The following is a 17185-nucleotide window of genomic DNA, read 5'->3' as shown; positions in this document are numbered from 1 at the left end:
CTACATTGCGCAATTGTACCGCGCATGGGGATTTTTCGGCTTGCTTGTCGTCGAGGTCTGCTTAGCTCCGTCTCCAAGCCCAAGAATACGGAGATTTCAAAAATGAAGCGCGCATCCTCAATAAGCCTTGTCGCGGGCGCAGGTCTGACATTCATTCTGCTGTCGTCAGCCGGCACCGCCGTCGCTGAAACTTCCGCGCCGCCGGAGGCGCCGGCGACACTCAACGCCGTTGATTTCAATTTCGTCGGCCAGGCCAACCTGGGCGCGCCGTTCCAGATCGACTCCGGCCGGCTAGCAGAGACAAAGGGAACGAGTCCCGGCATCCGAGATTATGCCCATCTTATGGTCACAACTCATATTCCGGTCGTTGACGCACTAAACGAGATTCTGAAGCAGAAAAGCGTCACACCATCGAATACGCTCCTGCACGGTGCCTATAATACAATGGTTTCAACGCTCGAAACGGAACGAGGCGTCGTGTTCGATCGAGATTACCTCAAGGGCCAAGTCGAATATCAACGAGGGAATGCGGCGCTGTTCGAGCAAGAAATCCAGAACGGCATCGATCCTGCCCTCAGGCAGTTTGCGCTAGAGACACTACCAAAAATCATCGATCATCTGCATCGCGCCGAGAGGCTTGCCGCTGAGGCCGGCGGACACCTGGCTTCTGACTGAAGCTATATTGACGCTTTCCGTCTAATGGAGCGAGGCAATGAGCTTTTTTTCCCGGGAAAAGACCATCATGCGCAACGCGATCGCGTGCGCCATTATATTGGGGGCAGTCGCAATGCTTCCACCGGCCGCGATTGCGCAATTTGCTCAAAAAAAGGTCCTTACTCTGGAGATCGCGCGAACCATGGTTGCGGCCGCCGAGGCGGAGGCAGAACGTAGTCACCTGGCGGGAGTTGTGGCTGTGGTCGACGATGGTGGTTGGCCCATCTTGATCGAACGAATGGACCATGCCGCCTATCTGGCCAGCGTAGAGCTCGCCCCCGGTAAGGCTCGCACGGCAGCGCTATTCAAGAAACCAAGCGAGGCGCTCGAAGATGCGATCAATCATGGTCGCGTAGCCGCCGTCACGGCACAAGGTTTCACCGAGATGCAAGGCGGGCTTCCCATTGTCGTCGAGAACGATGTCATCGGCGCCATTGGAGCGAGCTTCGACACGCCGGAGCATGACGTGCAAATCGCACGGGCTGGGTTGGCGGCGGTTCCTCATTGAGCCGAAACTCTGGATTCTCTCAAAGGAGAGAGTAATGAATGACAAAGGCAATCCACGGACCAATAAGCCCAAACGAAAGGCTCGTCTGAAGGAAGCGCAGGTAAAAGCTGAAAGCTGGAGGCTCGCCGATGAGCAGCTTGACGACGCACTGAGGCAAACGTTTCCCGCCAGCGACGCATTATCGATCCTACAAAATGCCTGCGGTGACTAGCCTATACGGTCTAACCTAAAAGATTCCTGGACGCGAACCTCAATGCCCTCGCTGATACGGGGCAAATTTCCTATAACGGCAATGCTCGCGGTGTTTTCCTTCGTGGCAAGGACCGCGTGCCGGCCGGCCGATGGTTGGGGGTAGAGAGGTCTCTCCAAAAGTCCCCATCGAAGCCAGTAAGTCCACGAGGATCGATCATGAAAATCGGCATTATCGGAGCGGGAGCAGTAGGTGCTGCGTGCGCCTTTGCTACTCTGACGAGGGGCTTCGCCAGCGAGGTTATTCTGGTCAATCGTAATCGCGATCGAGCCAAAGGGATGGCAACTGACATGGGCTATGGTGCGCCACTGTCATCCGTCACCAAGGTCAAGGATGGTGATTATTCAGATTTGGCCGGCGCCGCTCTCGTCATGATCACGGTCGGGGTCAATGAGAAGGCTGGAGGGGCGACCGACCGCGGCGATCCGCAAGGGCGGTTACGGCTCCTTGACCAGAACGTCGCGGTTTACCGCGACGTAGTGCCTCGGGTCGTCGCCGCAGTTCCGGATGCTGTGCTGCTTGTCGTGACCGATCCTCCCGATCCGCTCGCCTATTTGACGCGTCATTTGGCCGGGCATGATCGCGTTCTCAGCACCGGCACCCTTCTCGACACTCTGCGCTTTCGGGTGCATCTGGGCCGTAGGCTTGAGATTGCGCCTGTACATGTCGAAGCACAGGTACTCGGCGAGCATGGAACTTCGCAGATTTTTCATTGGTCTGGCGCACGCGTCGGAGGTGTCCCGATCACAGACGTTTTCGAGCAGTGTGGTCTCAAGCATGACGACATCCGAACGTCGATCGAGAGCGAGGTAAGGTACGCCAACATAACCATCATCGAAGGGATTGGAGCCAGCCAATACGGCATTGGGATGGTTTGTGCCCGCATAGCCGAAATTGTGCTGCGTGACGAGCGCGTCATCGTGCCGATCGGATGCTACAATTCAAGGTACGGCGTAACGCTCTCGATGCCGAGCGTCGTTGGGAAGAAGGGTTGTCTCAAGGTCCTTCATCCGCCGCTGTCAGATGACGAGCTTGCAGGCCTGGAAAAATGCATAGAAACGTTACGCAAAGCGCAAGAGCGAACCCACTGACTATCCCTGGCGAAATGATGAAAGCCAAACCATCGGATAAACCGGCTATTCGGGAATTCGCGATAAGTCTCAAGTCTGGATAACGAATCGATTCCGGAAATGTCGGCGGTGAACGTTCCTAGTTTAGCCGCCCTGTGCGTTGAGCCATTGACTGTGGCCGACGGCACGACAAACGGGCGGCTTCTTGCCGCCCTTTGTCAACTTTCCTCGCGTAAAAACTTATTGGCAGTCGTTCCGGCTATCCCAACCGCCGTCCTGACGCCAGGCAGACCATCCCTCGTAATCGGTCGCCGGGTTGTAGGGATTTCCGGGGTCCGTGCTGCACCAGGTGCTCGCAGCCGAGTTGTTGGCATTGCGGAACTGCTCCCCCGTGGCTGCCGAGGAATAATCACGCACGTGGTGCTCGGCTGCCGTGGCTAATTGAACCGTCGATCCGGCAATCAGTAACGCGCCGATAATAGTTAGAACTGTCTTTCGCATTTTTATCTCCGTTAGGATGGCGCTCGGCGGGGCAGATGCGCCGCGCTCGATGCGCCTTGTCTGAGAGCGAGATGAGAGACACGATTTCGTATGCTCACCATCGCAACTGTTTCCGAGCACTTAGTTTGCTCGATGCCTTAGCTAAGCACTATGCTGCGTCGCAACATTAAATTTGGTTTCAGATATCACGGCGCAGCCCAGTTTGAGCGAGCACGTGATGTCCAACACAGTCACACGCCCTGCAGCCATCCTCGTTTTTATCAAGTCAAACTGTTCAATTGCCTATTCGTGATGAACCGCGATCGGCCCGAATTGGAGTCCTCGTGCCGTGAGGACAGAAATACGCTGCGACGGGAGAAGAGTTGGGATTAGTGGCAATGACAGATATCCTTTTTATGAAGGGCGCGCCTCGTTCCCACCCAAACCGCCGCTGATGATGGCCCCACCCACTATTGAGCCACCCTCACGCAGAAACCGCCGGCGTGACGTCACCACGTTATCCTCATCGATTTTGGTTGGCTCGGTCATCGTACGTCCTCCGTCCGAGTGCCGCACGCATAACGCCTGCGCGCCCGTGTTGTTCTAACTTTCAATTTAATGGTGCGATGGACAGGCAGGTCTATATCGCTCAACGGGATACAACAGAAGTTTTCGGCGCCGATTCCGGTCCGAATATCAACTTCGGCGTCTTGCGCGGGCGCTTCGGTTCGTAACGAGGATTGAAACATGCAACAGCAAGCTGCAATCGCGGAAGTCCCCTCAGCCGACACGGCATGGTCAGGAGCGGCACCTCGTGGACGACCAATCCATAAGGTGCTGGTGTCCTTTTCCGCTGCCTATTTTACCGGAGCTTTGGTCACAGACCTTGTCTATTGGCAGATGCCTGACGTCATGTGGGAGCGGTTCTCGATCTGGCTGATCGTCGCGGGTCTGGTGCTAGCGGGCTTTGCCGCCATCGCTTACGTGATCGACCTCGTAACCCACAGACGAATCGACAGACCCACGTTGCCGCGCATGGTTGGTTACGTGATTGCCGTGCTGCTCTCGCTAATCAATGCCTTCGTTCATAGCCGCGATGGCTACACCGCCGTCGTGCCGTTGGGCCTAACGCTTTCCGGGCTCGTCGTCATTGTTCTCTTGCTCACGGTCCGGGTTGGTACAGCCCTGGCAAACCGCTCTCCTGTCCGAGGATAAACATGATGCGTGCACCCAGACTTTCACCTTCTGCGAAGCTACCGCGCCTCGCTGTACTCCTTGTCGCAGTCGCCGGCTTGGGACTCGCCGGTTGTGATGATAATGCCGCCGACCCGAAACTGCAGATCGGTGCCAATCCGGTGCTGCCCGAGGTACAGCAATACTTTATGCCGCCGATACGAGTCGCGAAGGCTATCGGATGGGAAACAGACGAGTATCCCGTCGTGACCAAAGGATTGCAGATCCAGGCGCTGGCTACCGGCTTTCAACATCCACGATCTCTCTACGTCCTTCCGAACGGAGACGTATTGGTTGTCGAGAGCAATGGTCCGAAGGCGCCGATTCATCGGCCGAAGGACATCGTTACCGGCTGGGTACAGTGGTTTGCCGGTGCCAAGGCAAAGGACGCAAACCGCATCACGCTGGTGCGCAGTACCAAGGGTGACGGTACGCCCGAACTGCGAACTGTATTTCTAGACCATCTCAACTCGCCGTTTGGCGTCGCCCTTGTTGGCCACGATCTATATGTCGCGAACACTGATTCCATTATGCGCTATCCATACGAGGACGGACAGACCAGCATAAAGGCCCCGGGCACCAAGCTTACCGATCTTCCCGGCGGCCCCATCGATCACCACTGGACCAAGGCTTTGCTGGCGAGTCCTGACGGTTCGAAACTTTACGTCGGTGTTGGATCGAACAGCAACATTACCGAAAACGGAATTGGTGCTGAATATGAGCGAGCCGCGATCTGGGAAGTTGATCGGGCGTCAGGCGCGCATCGCATTTTCGCCGGCGGGATCCGCAATCCTACTGGACTTCAGTGGGAGCCTGAAACCGGCAAACTCTGGGCCATCGCCAACGAACGCGACGAGATCGGCCCTGACCTGGTGCCGGATTATCTGACATCGGTCAAGGATGGCGGGTTCTATGGCTGGCCCTACAGTTACTACGGCAACCACCTGGATCCACGCGTCGAGCCGCAACGGCCCGATCTGGTCGCGACCGCAATCGTGCCGGACTACGCGTTAAGCTCGCATGTCGCCCCATTGGGCTTGGCCATGTACAGGGGAACCGGACTTCCCTCAAACTACCAAAACGGTGCCTTTATAGGCGAGCATGGAAGCTGGAATCGAACGCCTCTCAACGGCTACAAGGTGGTCTTTGTGCCCTTTAGCGGCGGTCGGCCCAGCGGCCCGGCGCAAGATGTCGTCACCGGCTTCCTCGATGAGAACAATCACGCGCACGGAAGGCCAGTCGGTCTTGCCGTCGACCGGACCGGCGCACTGCTCATCGCCGACGATGTCGGTGATACGGTTTGGCGGGTGTCGTCGGCTCGCCCGGATTCACTGTCATCGATGAGGTAAGTCTCGCGCCCAGCGGAGCTGATTAAATAGGCCGCCGCCCACATGAGCAACACGTATCATGTGGGCGGTATCGACTGATCCAGCCCGTTCAATCGATCCAATTCGACAGAATACGAGTGGCGGCGCATGATGCGTCGAGAGACTGCGCCGTCGTTGGCACGATGATGGCAACGGATTTCTGCACGGCCTTCGCAACCATTCCTCTACTCCTTCGCAGCGTCGCTGGCCCGATCCTTCTCGCCCGGCAAAGCGCGGCTAAACGCTAACACGCTATTTAATTGTGAAAAGAAATCCGCAGTATAGATTGTCTTCAGAACAGCCACGCCACGCAGCCCCCGCGGCGATATCTTATGGCTGTCGAATGGACGGCGCACGCCACGTCTCATTGCCCCCGAATAAGACGGGCGAGCGCCGTCCGATTTTTTGGAATCCCACCAAAACGCTCGGCGCTCGTTGCAGCGAAGGCCAGCGCATCTGATCTAACAGCGACCACCGGGCTCTCCGCAAAAACCGCGTTCTAGATTTTGCGCGCACTTCGTTGCAAGTACGCTGAACCATTCAATTCGAAGAACCAAACACGGAGATTTCACTAGAGAATACGGCTACGAATTATCATCTCCATTTTATCGCGACTTTGGCGTTCACTTTTGCTGAGAGACCCAACATCGCACAAAACCTGTGGCGGATAGTCCGCCCAAAACAAAATGGAGAATGACATGAAACGACGAATGATAGCGATTTTGGCGAGCGCATTGCTGGCCGGAAGCCTGCTCGCCACGGGCGCCCAAGCCCGAGGTGGTGGTAGCGGCGGGGGGCATGGTGGCGGTGGCATGGGCATGGGCGGCTTCGGCGGCGGCCACGTCGGCGGATTTGGTGGAGCTCAAATGGGAGGCCTTGGCAGTACTCGCATCGGAAGTCTAGGCGCGGCCCATGTCGACGGTTTTCGGACGGGCTCGATGGCGCAGGTCGGTCATGACCACTTTGGAAGGCGGGGCTACGGCGGCGTCTACAACTATGGCGGATATTGCACCGACTACACGGTAAACACTCCGCCGTACAACTGCATCTACTGAACGCCAGGCCGACCTGCAAACTACCTGTGGCCGGCTTTTTCTACCTCAATGGGTCCCCGTGGAGATTGGCGAAGAACTAACCGCCAGGTCCACGGGTGAGCTCTAACCCTTCACGGCTTTGCGTGATTGGAGCATGCGATAAGCAGCAGCAACTGCGTGGCGCGAATCTCCACCATCGCGAGACGCCAGCTGATGAGCGGCAGTTACCCGTTTGCAGCGAGGAGAGGCAGCTAAGACGATTTCAGAAGACAGTTGAATTCGAATTTAGAGTCCTAACCCTCAATTTAATGGCTGCCACCACACGAAACCTATCTTTAGGTGATCCGTCGGAGTTCGAGCGGCGGAGAAAATCGAGTCTTAAAGGACGGAGTGACTAACATGGGTATCGAGGGACAATTCCTGGACCTCACGGCCCGAACACGGAGCGGATTGGCGCTTGCCGACGACCGACGCGGTAAAGGCTATCTCAACGACATTCGACGCTTTCCGATGCTCGAGAAGGATCAGGAGTACAGGCTCGCCAAACGCTGGCGCGAACAGGGCGATCAAAATGCGGCGAACCAGCTCGTCACAAGTCACTTGCGACTCGCAGCCAAAATCGCGATGGGCTACCGCGGCTATGGTTTGCCAATTGCCGAACTCGTCTCGGAAGGGAATGTCGGCCTGATGCAGGCATTGAACCGCTTTGAGCCGGAAAAGGGCTTTCGTTTTGCGACTTACGCGATGTGGTGGATCAGGGCTTCAATACACGACTACATTCTGCGTTCTTGGTCTCTGGTGAAAATCGGGACCACCGCGAGCCAAAGGAAGCTTTTCTTCAAGCTGCGCTCAGCGAAGAACAAGATTGCAGCATTGGAAAGCGGCGACCTTCGTCCAGACCAAGTCGCCCTGATAGCAAAGAGCCTCGATGTCGCAGACCAGGAGGTCGTCGATATGAATCGGCGCCTCGGGGGCGATAAATCAATCAACGTACCACTTCATGAGAATGGAGAGATCGGCGAATGGCAGGACCAGCTCGTCGATCAATCCCCCTCACCGGAAACTATTGTTGTGGAACAGAACGAAAAAAGCCGTCAGCTTAAGGCCCTGGCCGCTGCGATCGAAGTCCTGAACGACCGCGAGCGTCGCATTTTCGAGGCGCGGCATCTGACCGACCGGCCGCCAACGCTCGAGGAGCTCGCGGAGAAATTCAACGTATCTCGTGAACGCATTCGGCAAATCGAAGTACGAGCCTTCGAGAAGGTACGAAAGGCAGTAAAGAACTCCGCTGCTAAACCGCCAGCGGCGAAGCTGGAGGCTGCGGGCGTCTGAAGCGCGATCCGCCCGAGCGGATCATGCCCCACAAATCGCGTGATGAGTCGCGACTTAGCGCAGACAAACCCTACGAACGGCACACAATAAGGCGCCGAGTTTCCGGCATAAGCGTCCACCGGACCGAATTGGCGTGTTTAGTCAGTCCTGGACTGCAAGTTCGGCATTGTTAGCTGCCGGCCTCAACAGCGAGCGATCGCCTTTTTGCGAGGCGCGAAGCAGGACCGGTGTCGATTTGTAGGAGGGCGTTCCGGATTTCGTGTCGTAATGATCGAGCGCCACCAGGACATTGGCTTCCGGATAGTAGGTCGCAATCGAACCCTGAGCGATGTTGAAGGCGACAGCCGTGAGGTCGCGCAGCACTCGCTCGCCGGGACTCGAACCTTCAGGCACGACACTGAGATCGACAACATCGCCATGTTTCAGGCCTCGGCTGACGAGATCCCGCTCATTTACGAACACGACGTCGCGGCGTCCCGTTATCCCACGATAACGATCGTTCATGCCGTAGATCGTCGTATTGTATTGATCATGACTTCTGATCGTCGTGAGCGTGAGAACGTCACGATTAGCAACGCGCGGATCCTCATCGAGACCTGAATACACCAGAAAGTTTGCCTTCTTGGTCGGCGTTAGCCATTCTCGCTCCGATGCAGCAACATACAGTCGAAATCCGCCAGGCTTTTTTATGCGGGCATTGAAGTCCGCAAATGCCGGAAAAACCGCTTCGATGGCATCGCGAATCCTGCCATAATCGGCGACCAGGTCGGCCCAGCGCACCCGCGTGTCGGGCAAGGTCGCTAATGCTATCCCTGCGATGACCTGCGGTTCCGACCTGAGATGCTCCGACGCTGGCTTCAGTCCGCCGCGAGAAGCATGAACCATCGACATTGAATCTTCTACTGTAATGGATTGCCGGCCGCCCGCCTGAACATCGATTTCGGTTCGTCCCAGGCAAGGAAGGATGAAGGATTGCTTGGCCAGCAGCAGATGGGAACGATTGAGCTTGGTGGCGATATGCACTGCAAGATCGAGCTCCCTCATCGCCTTGAATGTGACTTCCGGATCCGACATCGCGACTGCCAAGTTGCCCCCGAGACAGACCAAGGCCTTCGAGCGCCCATCCCGAATAGCCTCGATGGCTTCGATCGCGTTATGACCTTTTTTGCGCGGCGGTTCAAATCCGAACACGCGGGCTAGTCCGTTTAAGAGATCATCGTTCGGGCTCTCGGTAATGCCGACCGTACGGTCGCCTTGTACATTCGAGTGGCCCCGCAGCGGAGCAATGCCGGCGCCCTTACGCCCAATATTGCCGCGAAGCAGTAGCAAGTTGGCGATCTGCTGCACGTTGGCTGTGCCGTGGCGATGTTGAGTGATCCCCATACCGTACGTAACGATAGCCCGTTCCGCCTTGGCATACACGTTGCTTACGAACTCGATATCAGATCGCGACAGACCAGACGTCTCCTCGATCTCGTTCCAGGAGGTCCTATCGAGGTCAACCAGCAGCTCATCGATACCGCTCGTATGGTTATTGATGAAATCACGATCGAGCACGCCTGGTCCGCCTGCGCTAAGGCTTTTGGCGTCCAGCGCCATCAGCGTCTTCATCATGCCCTTCAACACAGCGATATCGCCGCCGACCTTTACCAGATAATAGGTCGACGCGATCGGCGTCGAGCTCAAGGTCAGCATCTCGACGGGGCTCTGCGGTGCAGTGAACCTTTCGAGCCCGCGCTCCCGCAACGGATTGAGAACGACAATCGGAACCCCCCGCCTCGCGACCTCTCGCAGCGTCGTCAACATGCGAGGGTGATTGGTGCCAGGATTGTGACCGATGCAGATCAGCGCGTCGCAGTGATCGAAATCTTCCAGGGTAACCGTGCCCTTGCCGACACCAATCGACTGAGGCAAACCGACGCTTGTCGCCTCGTGACACATGTTCGAGCAATCGGGAAAGTTGTTGGTTCCGTATTCTCGCGCAAACAACTGATAGAGAAAGGCCGCCTCGTTAGATGCTCGTCCCGAGGTGTAGAACTCCGCCATGTCGGGTTGAGGCAGCTGGCGGAGAGCAGCGCCGATCTTCCTCAACGCGTCATCCCAGGAAATCGGCAGGTATCTATCTGTCGCGCGGTCGTAGACCATTGGATGGGTAAGACGCCCTTCATTCTCGAGATCAAAATCCGATCGATTCCATAGTTCGCTGACCGTGTGAGCCGCAAAGAATTCCGGCGTCGTTCGCTTGCCGGTCGCCTCCCAGGTGACTGCTTTGGCGCCGTTCTCGCAGAACTCGAAAGACGAAGTGTGTTTTGGATCGGGCCACGCGCAACCTGGGCAGTCGAACCCGTGCGGCTGGTTCATGTTGAGAAGACCGCGCGTCTCCTTCACAATCGCTGTCTGACCGCGAAGAGCATCGGCGACTGCCTTCAGAGCGCCCCACCCTGCCGCCGCCCCCTTGTAATCGCCGACGCCTGAGACATCGTTTTCGCTCATTGCGCTCTCCGATATCGCGTTGAAGTCTGGCCGAGAAATATTGCAGATTGAACGGATGACTTTCGTCCGCAACCGTCCATGGACATCGGAAACCGTCGAGATCGGCTCAAGTAAATTTCCGTTTAATCATCGATAGGCCTGGGCCTCGATGCTTACCGCCGAGTCGGCGATTGGTTGCCTCGCCTGCGCAGCCCGAACCAACAGGATAGTTTGCTCTTCGTCGCGCGGCTCGATGATCGCACGCCACGCCGTGACATGATCAGCATCATGATTTGGCGGGAAGGGATTTGCCGGCGCTCCCCAAACGCGCCTTGATTCCGAGCAGAGAACTAAACGCCAATTTAGTGGCCTTCAAACAGGCCGCCGCCTAACTTGAAAATCGGAAATGTAAATCGATCCGGGATGCCATGGATTTCTCCTCCTCGATCCGCATTGTTAGCCCAGCTGAATTCGATCAGCAGACAGCACAGACGCCGGGCTCCGAACGCCGCGCAGCGATTGCACCGGCGCTTGGTATCGTATCGGCAATCTGGGGCGGCCTCTTCGTGGTGGCTCCCGGATCGCGCACGGGCATTCATCATCACGGGGAACAGGAGACCATCGCCTACGTCCTCTCAGGGATCTGCGAAATCCGCTGGGGTAACACTGGAGAATCGGTGGCGCGCGCGACGGCCGGCGATTTCATTCATGTCCCCGCCCTACTTCCGCACATGGAAATCAATCCGTCCAATACGGAGCCTTTTCGCTGGGTTGTCGTGCGTAGCACCTCAACGCCTATTGTCGTCAATCTTCCGAACGACACTTGGCCGTAAGCCAAATGTCGCCGGTCAACAGGAGGAGACGCGGGCCGTAAGCCTGACGTTCCCTTGTAGATCAATAGCGAGTCAGCGGAGCAATCATGGACAGTCGCGATCCCGATCCAATCTTCTCAAATCACGTCACCCGCCGCGAGGTCATCGAGGCCGGGACTACTGCGCTGCTCTTGACGTCACTGCCGGCGAAGGCTTTTGCCGCCAGCCCCGCCGATCACGGCGAGCAGTCGCCGCCTGGCGTGAAAGTCGACCTTCAAATCAACGGCTATCCGCACTCGCTCCTGCTGGACCCCCGTACGACATTGCTGGATGCCTTGCGCGAACACCTCGGTCTGAACGGTTCAAAGAAGGGTTGCGATCATGGCCAATGCGGAGCATGCACGGTACTGATTGAAGGACGCCGCATCAACTCCTGCCTGACCCTCGCGGTTATGCATGATGGCCAGTCCGTTACTACGATCGAGGGACTCGCTGAAGGCGATAATCTGCATCCGCTGCAGGCCGCGTTCATTGAACATGACGGCTTTCAGTGCGGGTATTGCACCTCGGGCCAGATCTGTTCGGCGATCGGAATGTTGGCCGAGAGCCGGCAGGGCATGCCGAGCTATGTTACCGACGATCTGACGCAACCAGCCGCTGAACTCACCGATGTAGAAATTCGCGAGAGAATGAGCGGCAACATCTGCCGGTGCGCAGCCTACCCCAACATCGTGGCCGCCATCAAACAAGTCGCGGGAATGCCGACATGAAAGCCTTCACTTATCAACGCGCCGGCTCGGCAACGCAAGCGGCGGCGGCTGCCCTCAAGCCAGGCGCGAAAATCATCGCAGGCGGCACCAATCTGCTCGACCTGATGAAACTGCAAGTCGAGACGCCGTCTGACCTGGTCGACATCAATCGCCTGCCCCTCGACAGGATCGAAGAGACTCCCGACGGGGGCTTGCGTATTGGCGCACTGGTTCGGAACAGTGATCTCGCAGCCGACGCCCGCGTAAGGCAACGTTATGGTGTCCTGAGCCGGGCATTGTCGGCGGGCGCCAGCGCGCAATTGCGCAACAAGGCAACGACCGGCGGAAATCTATTGCAGCGAACACGCTGTTACTATTTCTACGACATCACCAAACCCTGCAACAAGCGCAACCCCGGCTCCGGCTGCGCGGCGCTGGCAGGCTTCAACCGCATTCATGCGATCCTGGGTACTAGCGAACTTTGCATTGCGACGCATCCATCGGATATGGCGGTGGCGATGCGGGCACTCGACGCAACTGTGGAGACGGTCAATCCACAGGGCGAAACGAAATACGTTCCAATTGCAGAGCTTCACCGTCTTCCCGGCAGAACTCCGGAGATCGAGACTTCGCTCACGACAGGCGAGATTATCACCGCGGTGACGCTGCCGCCTCCACCGCCAGGTGTCCAGTTGTATAGGAAGGTCCGCGATCGCGCCTCCTACGCGTTCGCGTTGGTTTCGGTCGCCGCGATCATCGACAGCACACACGGCCGGATCCGTTCAGCCCGCCTCGCTTTTGGTGGTTTGGCGCCCAAGCCGTGGCGCGTGGCACAGGCGGAGCAAAGATTGACCGACGCGACCGCGAACGCTGCCACCTTCGAAGCCGCCGCGAACGCCGTACTCGAGGGCGCGCGCGGGTTCGGCGGCAATGATTTCAAGATTCCGCTGACCCGACGCACCCTGCACGGCGCGCTCGCCGAAATCACCAAGACCTGAGGGAAGCGAACGTATGGAAATGAACGCATCCATCCGCCCCAATGCCCTCGATGAACAGGGCGTTGTCGGCAAGCCACTCGACCGCGTGGACGGCCGGTTGAAAGTCACCGGCGGCGCCCGCTATGCCTACGAGACGCCGCCAGAGAGTGTTCTCTACGGTTTTGTGGTCGAAGCCGCGATCGGAAAGGGAACGATCAAATCGGTTGATACCCGGGCAGCTGAGAAGGCACCCGGCGTGGCCCTAGTTCTAACCTACCGTAATGCGCCAGCCCAGGGCGCGGGCAATCACCGGGAGGCGCTTCCCGTATTGACCGGGCCGCAAGTCACGCATTATGGCCAGCCGGTCGCCTTCGTGGTTGCCGAAAGCTTCGAGGAAGCCCGGGCAGCCGCTTTCCTGGTCGATGTCAAATATGATCGGTTGAATGGAAAATACACACTCTCCGCTAATCTCAAAGAGGCGCGAGTTCCGAAGCCAACCGATGCTCCGCCAGCCGACAGTTCTGTGGGCGATTTCGCAGCTGCGTTTGCCGCAGCTCCCGTCCAGATCGACGTGACTTACACCACCCCGCTGCAAAGTCACGCGATGATGGAACCCCATGCCACGGTCGCAATGTGGAACGGCGACAAGTTGATCCTGCACACCGCGAACCAAATGCTCAATCAAGGTCAACAGGCAATCGCGACCACTCTGAAAATTCCCGCTGAGAATATCCGCCTGATCAGTCCATTTATCGGCGGCGGGTTCGGCGGCAAATTGTGGGTCAATGCCGATGCCATCCTGGCGGCGATCGCCTCCAGGCAGCTAAAGCGGCCCGTCAAGACAGCGCTGACACGGCAGCAGATTTTTCACGTCACGACACACCGCTCCGACACTATTCAGCGCATCCGTCTCGGTACCGATCGCGACGGCCGGATCCTCGCAATCGGTCACGATGTGTTTTCGGGTAATCTACCCAGCGAACAAACCTACGAGGGCGCCGCGCTCCAAACTCGCACGCTCTATGCCGGATCCAACCGGCTGACACGGCACCGTTTGGCAGCACTGGACATTCCGGTCGCTTCTTCCATGCGCGCGCCCGGCGAGTCCGTGGGACTAATGGCATTGGAATGCGCAATGGACGAACTCGCCGAGAGGCTGAACCTCGACCCTGTCGAGTTGCGCGTTCGAAACGAGCCGAGCGAGGACCCGGAAAAGCACATCCCGTACTCCAGCCGTCACTTGGTCGCTTGCATGCAGGAAGGAGCACGCCGCTTCGGATGGAATAAGCGGAGCACGAAGCCAGGCCAGCTCCGCGACGGACGCTGGCTGGTTGGAATGGGCATGGCCGCGGCAACGCGCGGCAACCCGCTTCGGCTCTCCAAAGCCAATGTGCGACTGGACCCGGACGGCAACGCCACCGTGAAAATGGCAATGACCGACATCGGTACCGGCACCTATACCATCCTGGCGCAAATTGCTGCCGAGATGCTCGGCCTCCCAATCGAAAAAGTCCGGGTTGAACTCGGTGATACGATTTTTCCCGAAGCCGCCGGCTCTGGTGGATCGTGGGGCGCGGGCAGTTCAGGCTCGGCGCTGTTCGATGCCTGCAACACCTTGCGTGAAAAGCTGGCGCGGATTGCCGGCATGGATCCGGCAACCGCTCGTTTCGCAAACGGCAGCATCGTATCGGGAGAACAGTCCAGAAAGCTGACGGACCTTGTGGGCACGGGGATGGACGCTGACGGTGAGATCAAGCCGGGCAGCAACAACAAGAATTTCTCGCAGCAATCATACGGCGCGCATTACGCCGAAGTCGGGGTCGACACGGATACTGGAGAGGTGCGTGTCCGGCGAATGCTTGGCGTATTCACGGCCGGCCGCGTCCTGAACGCCAAGACGGCTCGTTCACAGGCGATCGGTGGAATGGTCTTCGGTGTTGGCGCAGCGCTGCACGAAGAGCTGACGCTCGATCCGCGCTTCGGATATTTCGTCAATCACGATCTCGCCGAATACCACGTGCCCGTGCACGCTGATATTCCGCTCATCGACGCTATTTTTCTTGCCGAGCTCGACGACAGATCCAACCCGTTGAAGAGCAAAGGCATCGGCGAGCTGGGAATCTGCGGCGCCGGGGCGTCGATCGCCAATGCGATATACAATGCTTGCGGCGCCCGGATTCGGAACTACCCGATCACGCTCGACAAGCTGCTTTCAACACTTCCGGCGCGCACATGAGCCGCGGGATAAACGTTTGGATCGTGCGTCGCCCTTGGACTCTGCCTGCCGTAACGGCAGCAGCCGTGGCGGTGAGCCTGGCGATCAGTTTTGCCGCCTCGCGTACCGCTACCGCCGGGTCTGACGCGGCGTCCGCCGAGTACCTGCCGAGCGTCAGCGATCTGATGATCGCGACAATTCAACCGCGGCACGAGCGGCTATGGCAGGCCGGACAGGATAAAAACTGGGAATTCGCAAGCTATGAACTTGGAAATCTTCGCGGTGCATTCAATCGACTCGGGCTGGCCCATCCAACAGTGCACGACATCATGTTTCCTGGAATGATAGCCTCCGTGATGGCGCAGCCGCTCGATGAGCTCAACGGCGCAATCCGATCCAAAGACGGCACCGCGTTCGTCAAAGCGTATGGCGGCCTCACCAGCGCATGCAATTCGTGTCACCAAGCGCTTAACCACGGCGTCGTAGACATTAAAGTACCGATCAGTGCATCAGCGTCGGACCTGGACACAAACCTCAGATCGAAAAATTGACCAAAAGCTTCTCGGGATTACCATCTACTAGACTACAAAGAATCGCTAAACTCTTATTTAGTGGCTCGTGATATTTGAAGTCGTATTTCTCCCTAGTTCGCGGCAGGTTTTATTGGGAGAGCCAACATGCTATCGAGACGGGATGTGCTGGCGGTGTCCGCTGCGGGCGCCATGATGACGACAAGTACCTCACACGCCGCATCCTTCGGCAATCCGGACCAGCCGGCGCAAGGCGCCATCAACGCCAAAGGTCCGGGAAATCTTAAGGACCCTGGCCCGCAGAGCGAGGCGATCGGCAAGCAATTTCCCTCGGCGCAATTTCCGCCGGCAACTGACGTCGGCGGCATGCCGATGGACTGGGCCTCATTCAACAATGCGCCAAAGCGCGTGCAGAACGGCGGTTGGGCGCGCCAGGTGACGCAAGCGGACTTCGCGATCTCGAACACGATCACGGGCGTCAACATGCGGTTGACGGCCGGAGGCATCAGGGAGTTGCACTGGCATCAGGCCGCAGAGTGGGCGATCATGACGTACGGCAATTGCCGCATTACCGTTCTCGACTCGGTGGGCCGGCCATACGTCGCGGACGTCAGTGAGGGTGACCTCTGGTATTTTCCGGCCGGTCAGCCGCATTCGTTGCAGGGGCTTGGCCCGGACGGTTGCGAATTTGTGATCTGCTTTGATGAAGGGGATGCCAGCGAGTTCAATACGCTGCTGGTGACGGACTGGTTCGCCCATACGCCTCCCGAGGTGCTCGCCAAGAACTTTGGCGTTCCGGCCCAGACATTCTCCAAGATTCCACTACAAAATCTCTGGATATTCCAGGGCACCCTGCCCGGCGATCTGGCATCCGATCGTGCTGCGGTCAGCAACGCCCGCGAAGTTCCACCTCATCCGTTCATCTTCCGGCTTGGAGCATCAGCTCCAGTAAAGGAATCCAAAGGCGGCGACGTGCGGATTGCCGACAGCACCAACTTCCTCGTCTCAAGCAATATCGCAGCCGCACTCGTCACGGTTCGGCCCGGCGGCATTCGCGAGATGCACTGGCATCCGAACGCCGACGAATGGCAATATTACATCAAGGGCAGAGGCCGAATGACGGTGTTCAATACCGGCCCGAATGCGATGACGATGGACTTCAATCCGGGAGACATCGGTTACGTCAAACGCAATCTGGGCCATTACGTCGAGAATGTCGGCGACACCGACCTTCAGTTTGTCGCGGTTTTCAGAGCCTCCCGATATGAGGAGGTTTCGCTTTCCAACTGGCTGACCCATACGCCGCCGGCGTTGGTTGCCCAGCATCTGAACATCGACGAGGCCACGATCGCAAGATGGCCGGACAACGGCCCTGGCGTGATGCCAAGCTCGTAGATCAGAAGCCCCTTGATCCAGGCGCGCCGATCGGACCAGATAAGATC

Annotated in this window: 16 protein-coding genes; 14 read left to right on the top strand and 2 right to left on the bottom strand. The window is 57.9% G+C overall.

The genetic code is table 11. The annotated features are described in order from the left end of the window. Nucleotides 1-24 precede the first annotated feature (24 nt). The 4 genes from ABSE61_RS19105 (at nucleotide 25) to ABSE61_RS19090 (ending at nucleotide 2563) form a co-directional block, all read left to right on the top strand. Nucleotides 25-675 carry a DUF4142 domain-containing protein gene (locus ABSE61_RS19105; RefSeq protein ID WP_423872689.1) on the top strand — a complete coding sequence of 217 codons (651 nt, stop codon included), beginning with the start codon at nucleotides 25-27 and terminating at the stop codon, nucleotides 673-675. Between the two features lie 67 nt (nucleotides 676-742). Beyond that, the gene (locus ABSE61_RS19100; protein WP_423872688.1) at nucleotides 743-1222 is read left to right on the top strand and encodes a GlcG/HbpS family heme-binding protein; all 480 of its coding nucleotides are present in this window, start codon (nucleotides 743-745) and stop codon (nucleotides 1220-1222) included. A 34-nt stretch (nucleotides 1223-1256) separates the two neighbouring features. Then, on the top strand, nucleotides 1257-1433 hold the full coding sequence (locus tag ABSE61_RS19095; protein WP_423872687.1) for a hypothetical protein: 177 nt from the start codon (nucleotides 1257-1259) through the stop codon (nucleotides 1431-1433). Nucleotides 1434-1630: 197 nt separating this feature from the next. Further along, a complete protein-coding gene (locus ABSE61_RS19090) occupies nucleotides 1631-2563 on the top strand; it encodes a lactate/malate family dehydrogenase (RefSeq protein WP_423872686.1) in 933 nt (310 codons plus the stop codon). Nucleotides 2564-2782: 219 nt separating this feature from the next. On the opposite strand, the gene ABSE61_RS19085 is transcribed toward ABSE61_RS19090, so the two are convergent. Next, nucleotides 2783-3043 (bottom strand): hypothetical protein, encoded by a 261-nt coding sequence (locus ABSE61_RS19085; RefSeq protein ID WP_423872685.1) that lies wholly within the window; start codon nucleotides 3041-3043, stop codon nucleotides 2783-2785. 726 nt (nucleotides 3044-3769) lie between these two features. Between ABSE61_RS19085 and ABSE61_RS19080 the strand changes: the two genes are divergently transcribed. The 4 genes from ABSE61_RS19080 to rpoH all read left to right on the top strand — a co-directional run bounded on the left by ABSE61_RS19080 (nucleotide 3770) and on the right by rpoH (nucleotide 7988). After that, nucleotides 3770-4237, top strand: coding sequence for a DUF2231 domain-containing protein (locus ABSE61_RS19080; protein ID WP_423872684.1), 468 nt, complete (start codon nucleotides 3770-3772; stop codon nucleotides 4235-4237). A gap of 2 nt (nucleotides 4238-4239) precedes the next feature. Beyond that, nucleotides 4240-5604, top strand: a complete 1365-nt coding sequence (locus tag ABSE61_RS19075) for a PQQ-dependent sugar dehydrogenase (protein WP_423872683.1) — start codon at nucleotides 4240-4242, stop codon at nucleotides 5602-5604. A 716-nt stretch (nucleotides 5605-6320) separates the two neighbouring features. After that, a complete protein-coding gene (locus ABSE61_RS19070; protein WP_423872682.1) occupies nucleotides 6321-6677 on the top strand; it encodes a hypothetical protein in 357 nt (118 codons plus the stop codon). A gap of 378 nt (nucleotides 6678-7055) precedes the next feature. Continuing rightward, the gene (rpoH, locus tag ABSE61_RS19065) at nucleotides 7056-7988 is read left to right on the top strand and encodes an RNA polymerase sigma factor RpoH (RefSeq protein WP_423872681.1); all 933 of its coding nucleotides are present in this window, start codon (nucleotides 7056-7058) and stop codon (nucleotides 7986-7988) included. Between the two features lie 141 nt (nucleotides 7989-8129). Here the strand turns inward: rpoH and ABSE61_RS19060 are convergent, their stop codons facing one another. Beyond that, nucleotides 8130-10481: an FdhF/YdeP family oxidoreductase gene (locus ABSE61_RS19060; RefSeq protein ID WP_423872680.1), complete on the bottom strand. Its 2352-nt coding sequence runs from the start codon at nucleotides 10479-10481 to the stop codon at nucleotides 8130-8132. 407 nt (nucleotides 10482-10888) lie between these two features. On the opposite strand from ABSE61_RS19060, the gene ABSE61_RS19055 reads away from it, so the two are divergent. The 6 genes from ABSE61_RS19055 (at nucleotide 10889) to ABSE61_RS19030 (ending at nucleotide 17138) form a co-directional block, all read left to right on the top strand. Continuing rightward, complete coding sequence (locus tag ABSE61_RS19055) at nucleotides 10889-11293, top strand: cupin domain-containing protein (RefSeq protein WP_423872679.1); 405 nt, start codon at nucleotides 10889-10891, stop codon at nucleotides 11291-11293. A gap of 86 nt (nucleotides 11294-11379) precedes the next feature. After that, entirely contained in the window at nucleotides 11380-12042 is a 663-nt protein-coding gene (locus ABSE61_RS19050; RefSeq protein ID WP_423872678.1) for a 2Fe-2S iron-sulfur cluster-binding protein, read from the top strand. Then, nucleotides 12039-13019, top strand: a complete 981-nt coding sequence (locus ABSE61_RS19045) for an FAD binding domain-containing protein (RefSeq protein ID WP_423872677.1) — start codon at nucleotides 12039-12041, stop codon at nucleotides 13017-13019. Before ABSE61_RS19050 ends, ABSE61_RS19045 begins: the two co-directional genes overlap by 4 nt. A 13-nt stretch (nucleotides 13020-13032) precedes the next feature. After that, nucleotides 13033-15234 (top strand): molybdopterin cofactor-binding domain-containing protein, encoded by a 2202-nt coding sequence (locus tag ABSE61_RS19040; protein ID WP_423872676.1) that lies wholly within the window; start codon nucleotides 13033-13035, stop codon nucleotides 15232-15234. A 71-nt stretch (nucleotides 15235-15305) separates the two neighbouring features. After that, nucleotides 15306-15764, top strand: a complete 459-nt coding sequence (locus tag ABSE61_RS19035; RefSeq protein WP_423872675.1) for a cytochrome family protein — start codon at nucleotides 15306-15308, stop codon at nucleotides 15762-15764. A gap of 126 nt (nucleotides 15765-15890) precedes the next feature. Next, on the top strand, nucleotides 15891-17138 hold the full coding sequence (locus ABSE61_RS19030) for an oxalate decarboxylase family bicupin (protein WP_423872674.1): 1248 nt from the start codon (nucleotides 15891-15893) through the stop codon (nucleotides 17136-17138). Nucleotides 17139-17185: the final 47 nt, after the last annotated feature.

Origin of the sequence: Bradyrhizobium sp. (genome assembly GCF_049519115.1) — a bacterium.
Taxonomy (GTDB): Bacteria; Pseudomonadota; Alphaproteobacteria; order Rhizobiales; family Xanthobacteraceae; genus Bradyrhizobium.
This window is presented reverse-complemented; position numbering and strand designations above follow the sequence as displayed.

What these genes read in the sequence shown, in the direction of transcription:
- ABSE61_RS19105 (WP_423872689.1), top strand. Translation starts at nt 25, where the DNA reads ATGGGGATTTTTCGGCTTGCTTGTCGTCGAGGTCTGCTTAGCTCCGTC.
- ABSE61_RS19100 (WP_423872688.1), top strand. Translation starts at nt 743, where the DNA reads ATGCGCAACGCGATCGCGTGCGCCATTATATTGGGGGCAGTCGCAATG.
- ABSE61_RS19075 (WP_423872683.1), top strand. Translation starts at nt 4,240, where the DNA reads ATGATGCGTGCACCCAGACTTTCACCTTCTGCGAAGCTACCGCGCCTC.
- ABSE61_RS19055 (WP_423872679.1), top strand. Translation starts at nt 10,889, where the DNA reads ATGGATTTCTCCTCCTCGATCCGCATTGTTAGCCCAGCTGAATTCGAT.
- ABSE61_RS19080 (WP_423872684.1), top strand. Translation starts at nt 3,770, where the DNA reads ATGCAACAGCAAGCTGCAATCGCGGAAGTCCCCTCAGCCGACACGGCA.
- ABSE61_RS19050 (WP_423872678.1), top strand. Translation starts at nt 11,380, where the DNA reads ATGGACAGTCGCGATCCCGATCCAATCTTCTCAAATCACGTCACCCGC.
- ABSE61_RS19095 (WP_423872687.1), top strand. Translation starts at nt 1,257, where the DNA reads ATGAATGACAAAGGCAATCCACGGACCAATAAGCCCAAACGAAAGGCT.
- rpoH (WP_423872681.1), top strand. Translation starts at nt 7,056, where the DNA reads ATGGGTATCGAGGGACAATTCCTGGACCTCACGGCCCGAACACGGAGC.
- ABSE61_RS19060 (WP_423872680.1), bottom strand. Translation starts at nt 10,481, where the DNA reads ATGAGCGAAAACGATGTCTCAGGCGTCGGCGATTACAAGGGGGCGGCG.
- ABSE61_RS19045 (WP_423872677.1), top strand. Translation starts at nt 12,039, where the DNA reads ATGAAAGCCTTCACTTATCAACGCGCCGGCTCGGCAACGCAAGCGGCG.
- ABSE61_RS19040 (WP_423872676.1), top strand. Translation starts at nt 13,033, where the DNA reads ATGGAAATGAACGCATCCATCCGCCCCAATGCCCTCGATGAACAGGGC.
- ABSE61_RS19090 (WP_423872686.1), top strand. Translation starts at nt 1,631, where the DNA reads ATGAAAATCGGCATTATCGGAGCGGGAGCAGTAGGTGCTGCGTGCGCC.
- ABSE61_RS19070 (WP_423872682.1), top strand. Translation starts at nt 6,321, where the DNA reads ATGAAACGACGAATGATAGCGATTTTGGCGAGCGCATTGCTGGCCGGA.
- ABSE61_RS19030 (WP_423872674.1), top strand. Translation starts at nt 15,891, where the DNA reads ATGCTATCGAGACGGGATGTGCTGGCGGTGTCCGCTGCGGGCGCCATG.
- ABSE61_RS19085 (WP_423872685.1), bottom strand. Translation starts at nt 3,043, where the DNA reads ATGCGAAAGACAGTTCTAACTATTATCGGCGCGTTACTGATTGCCGGA.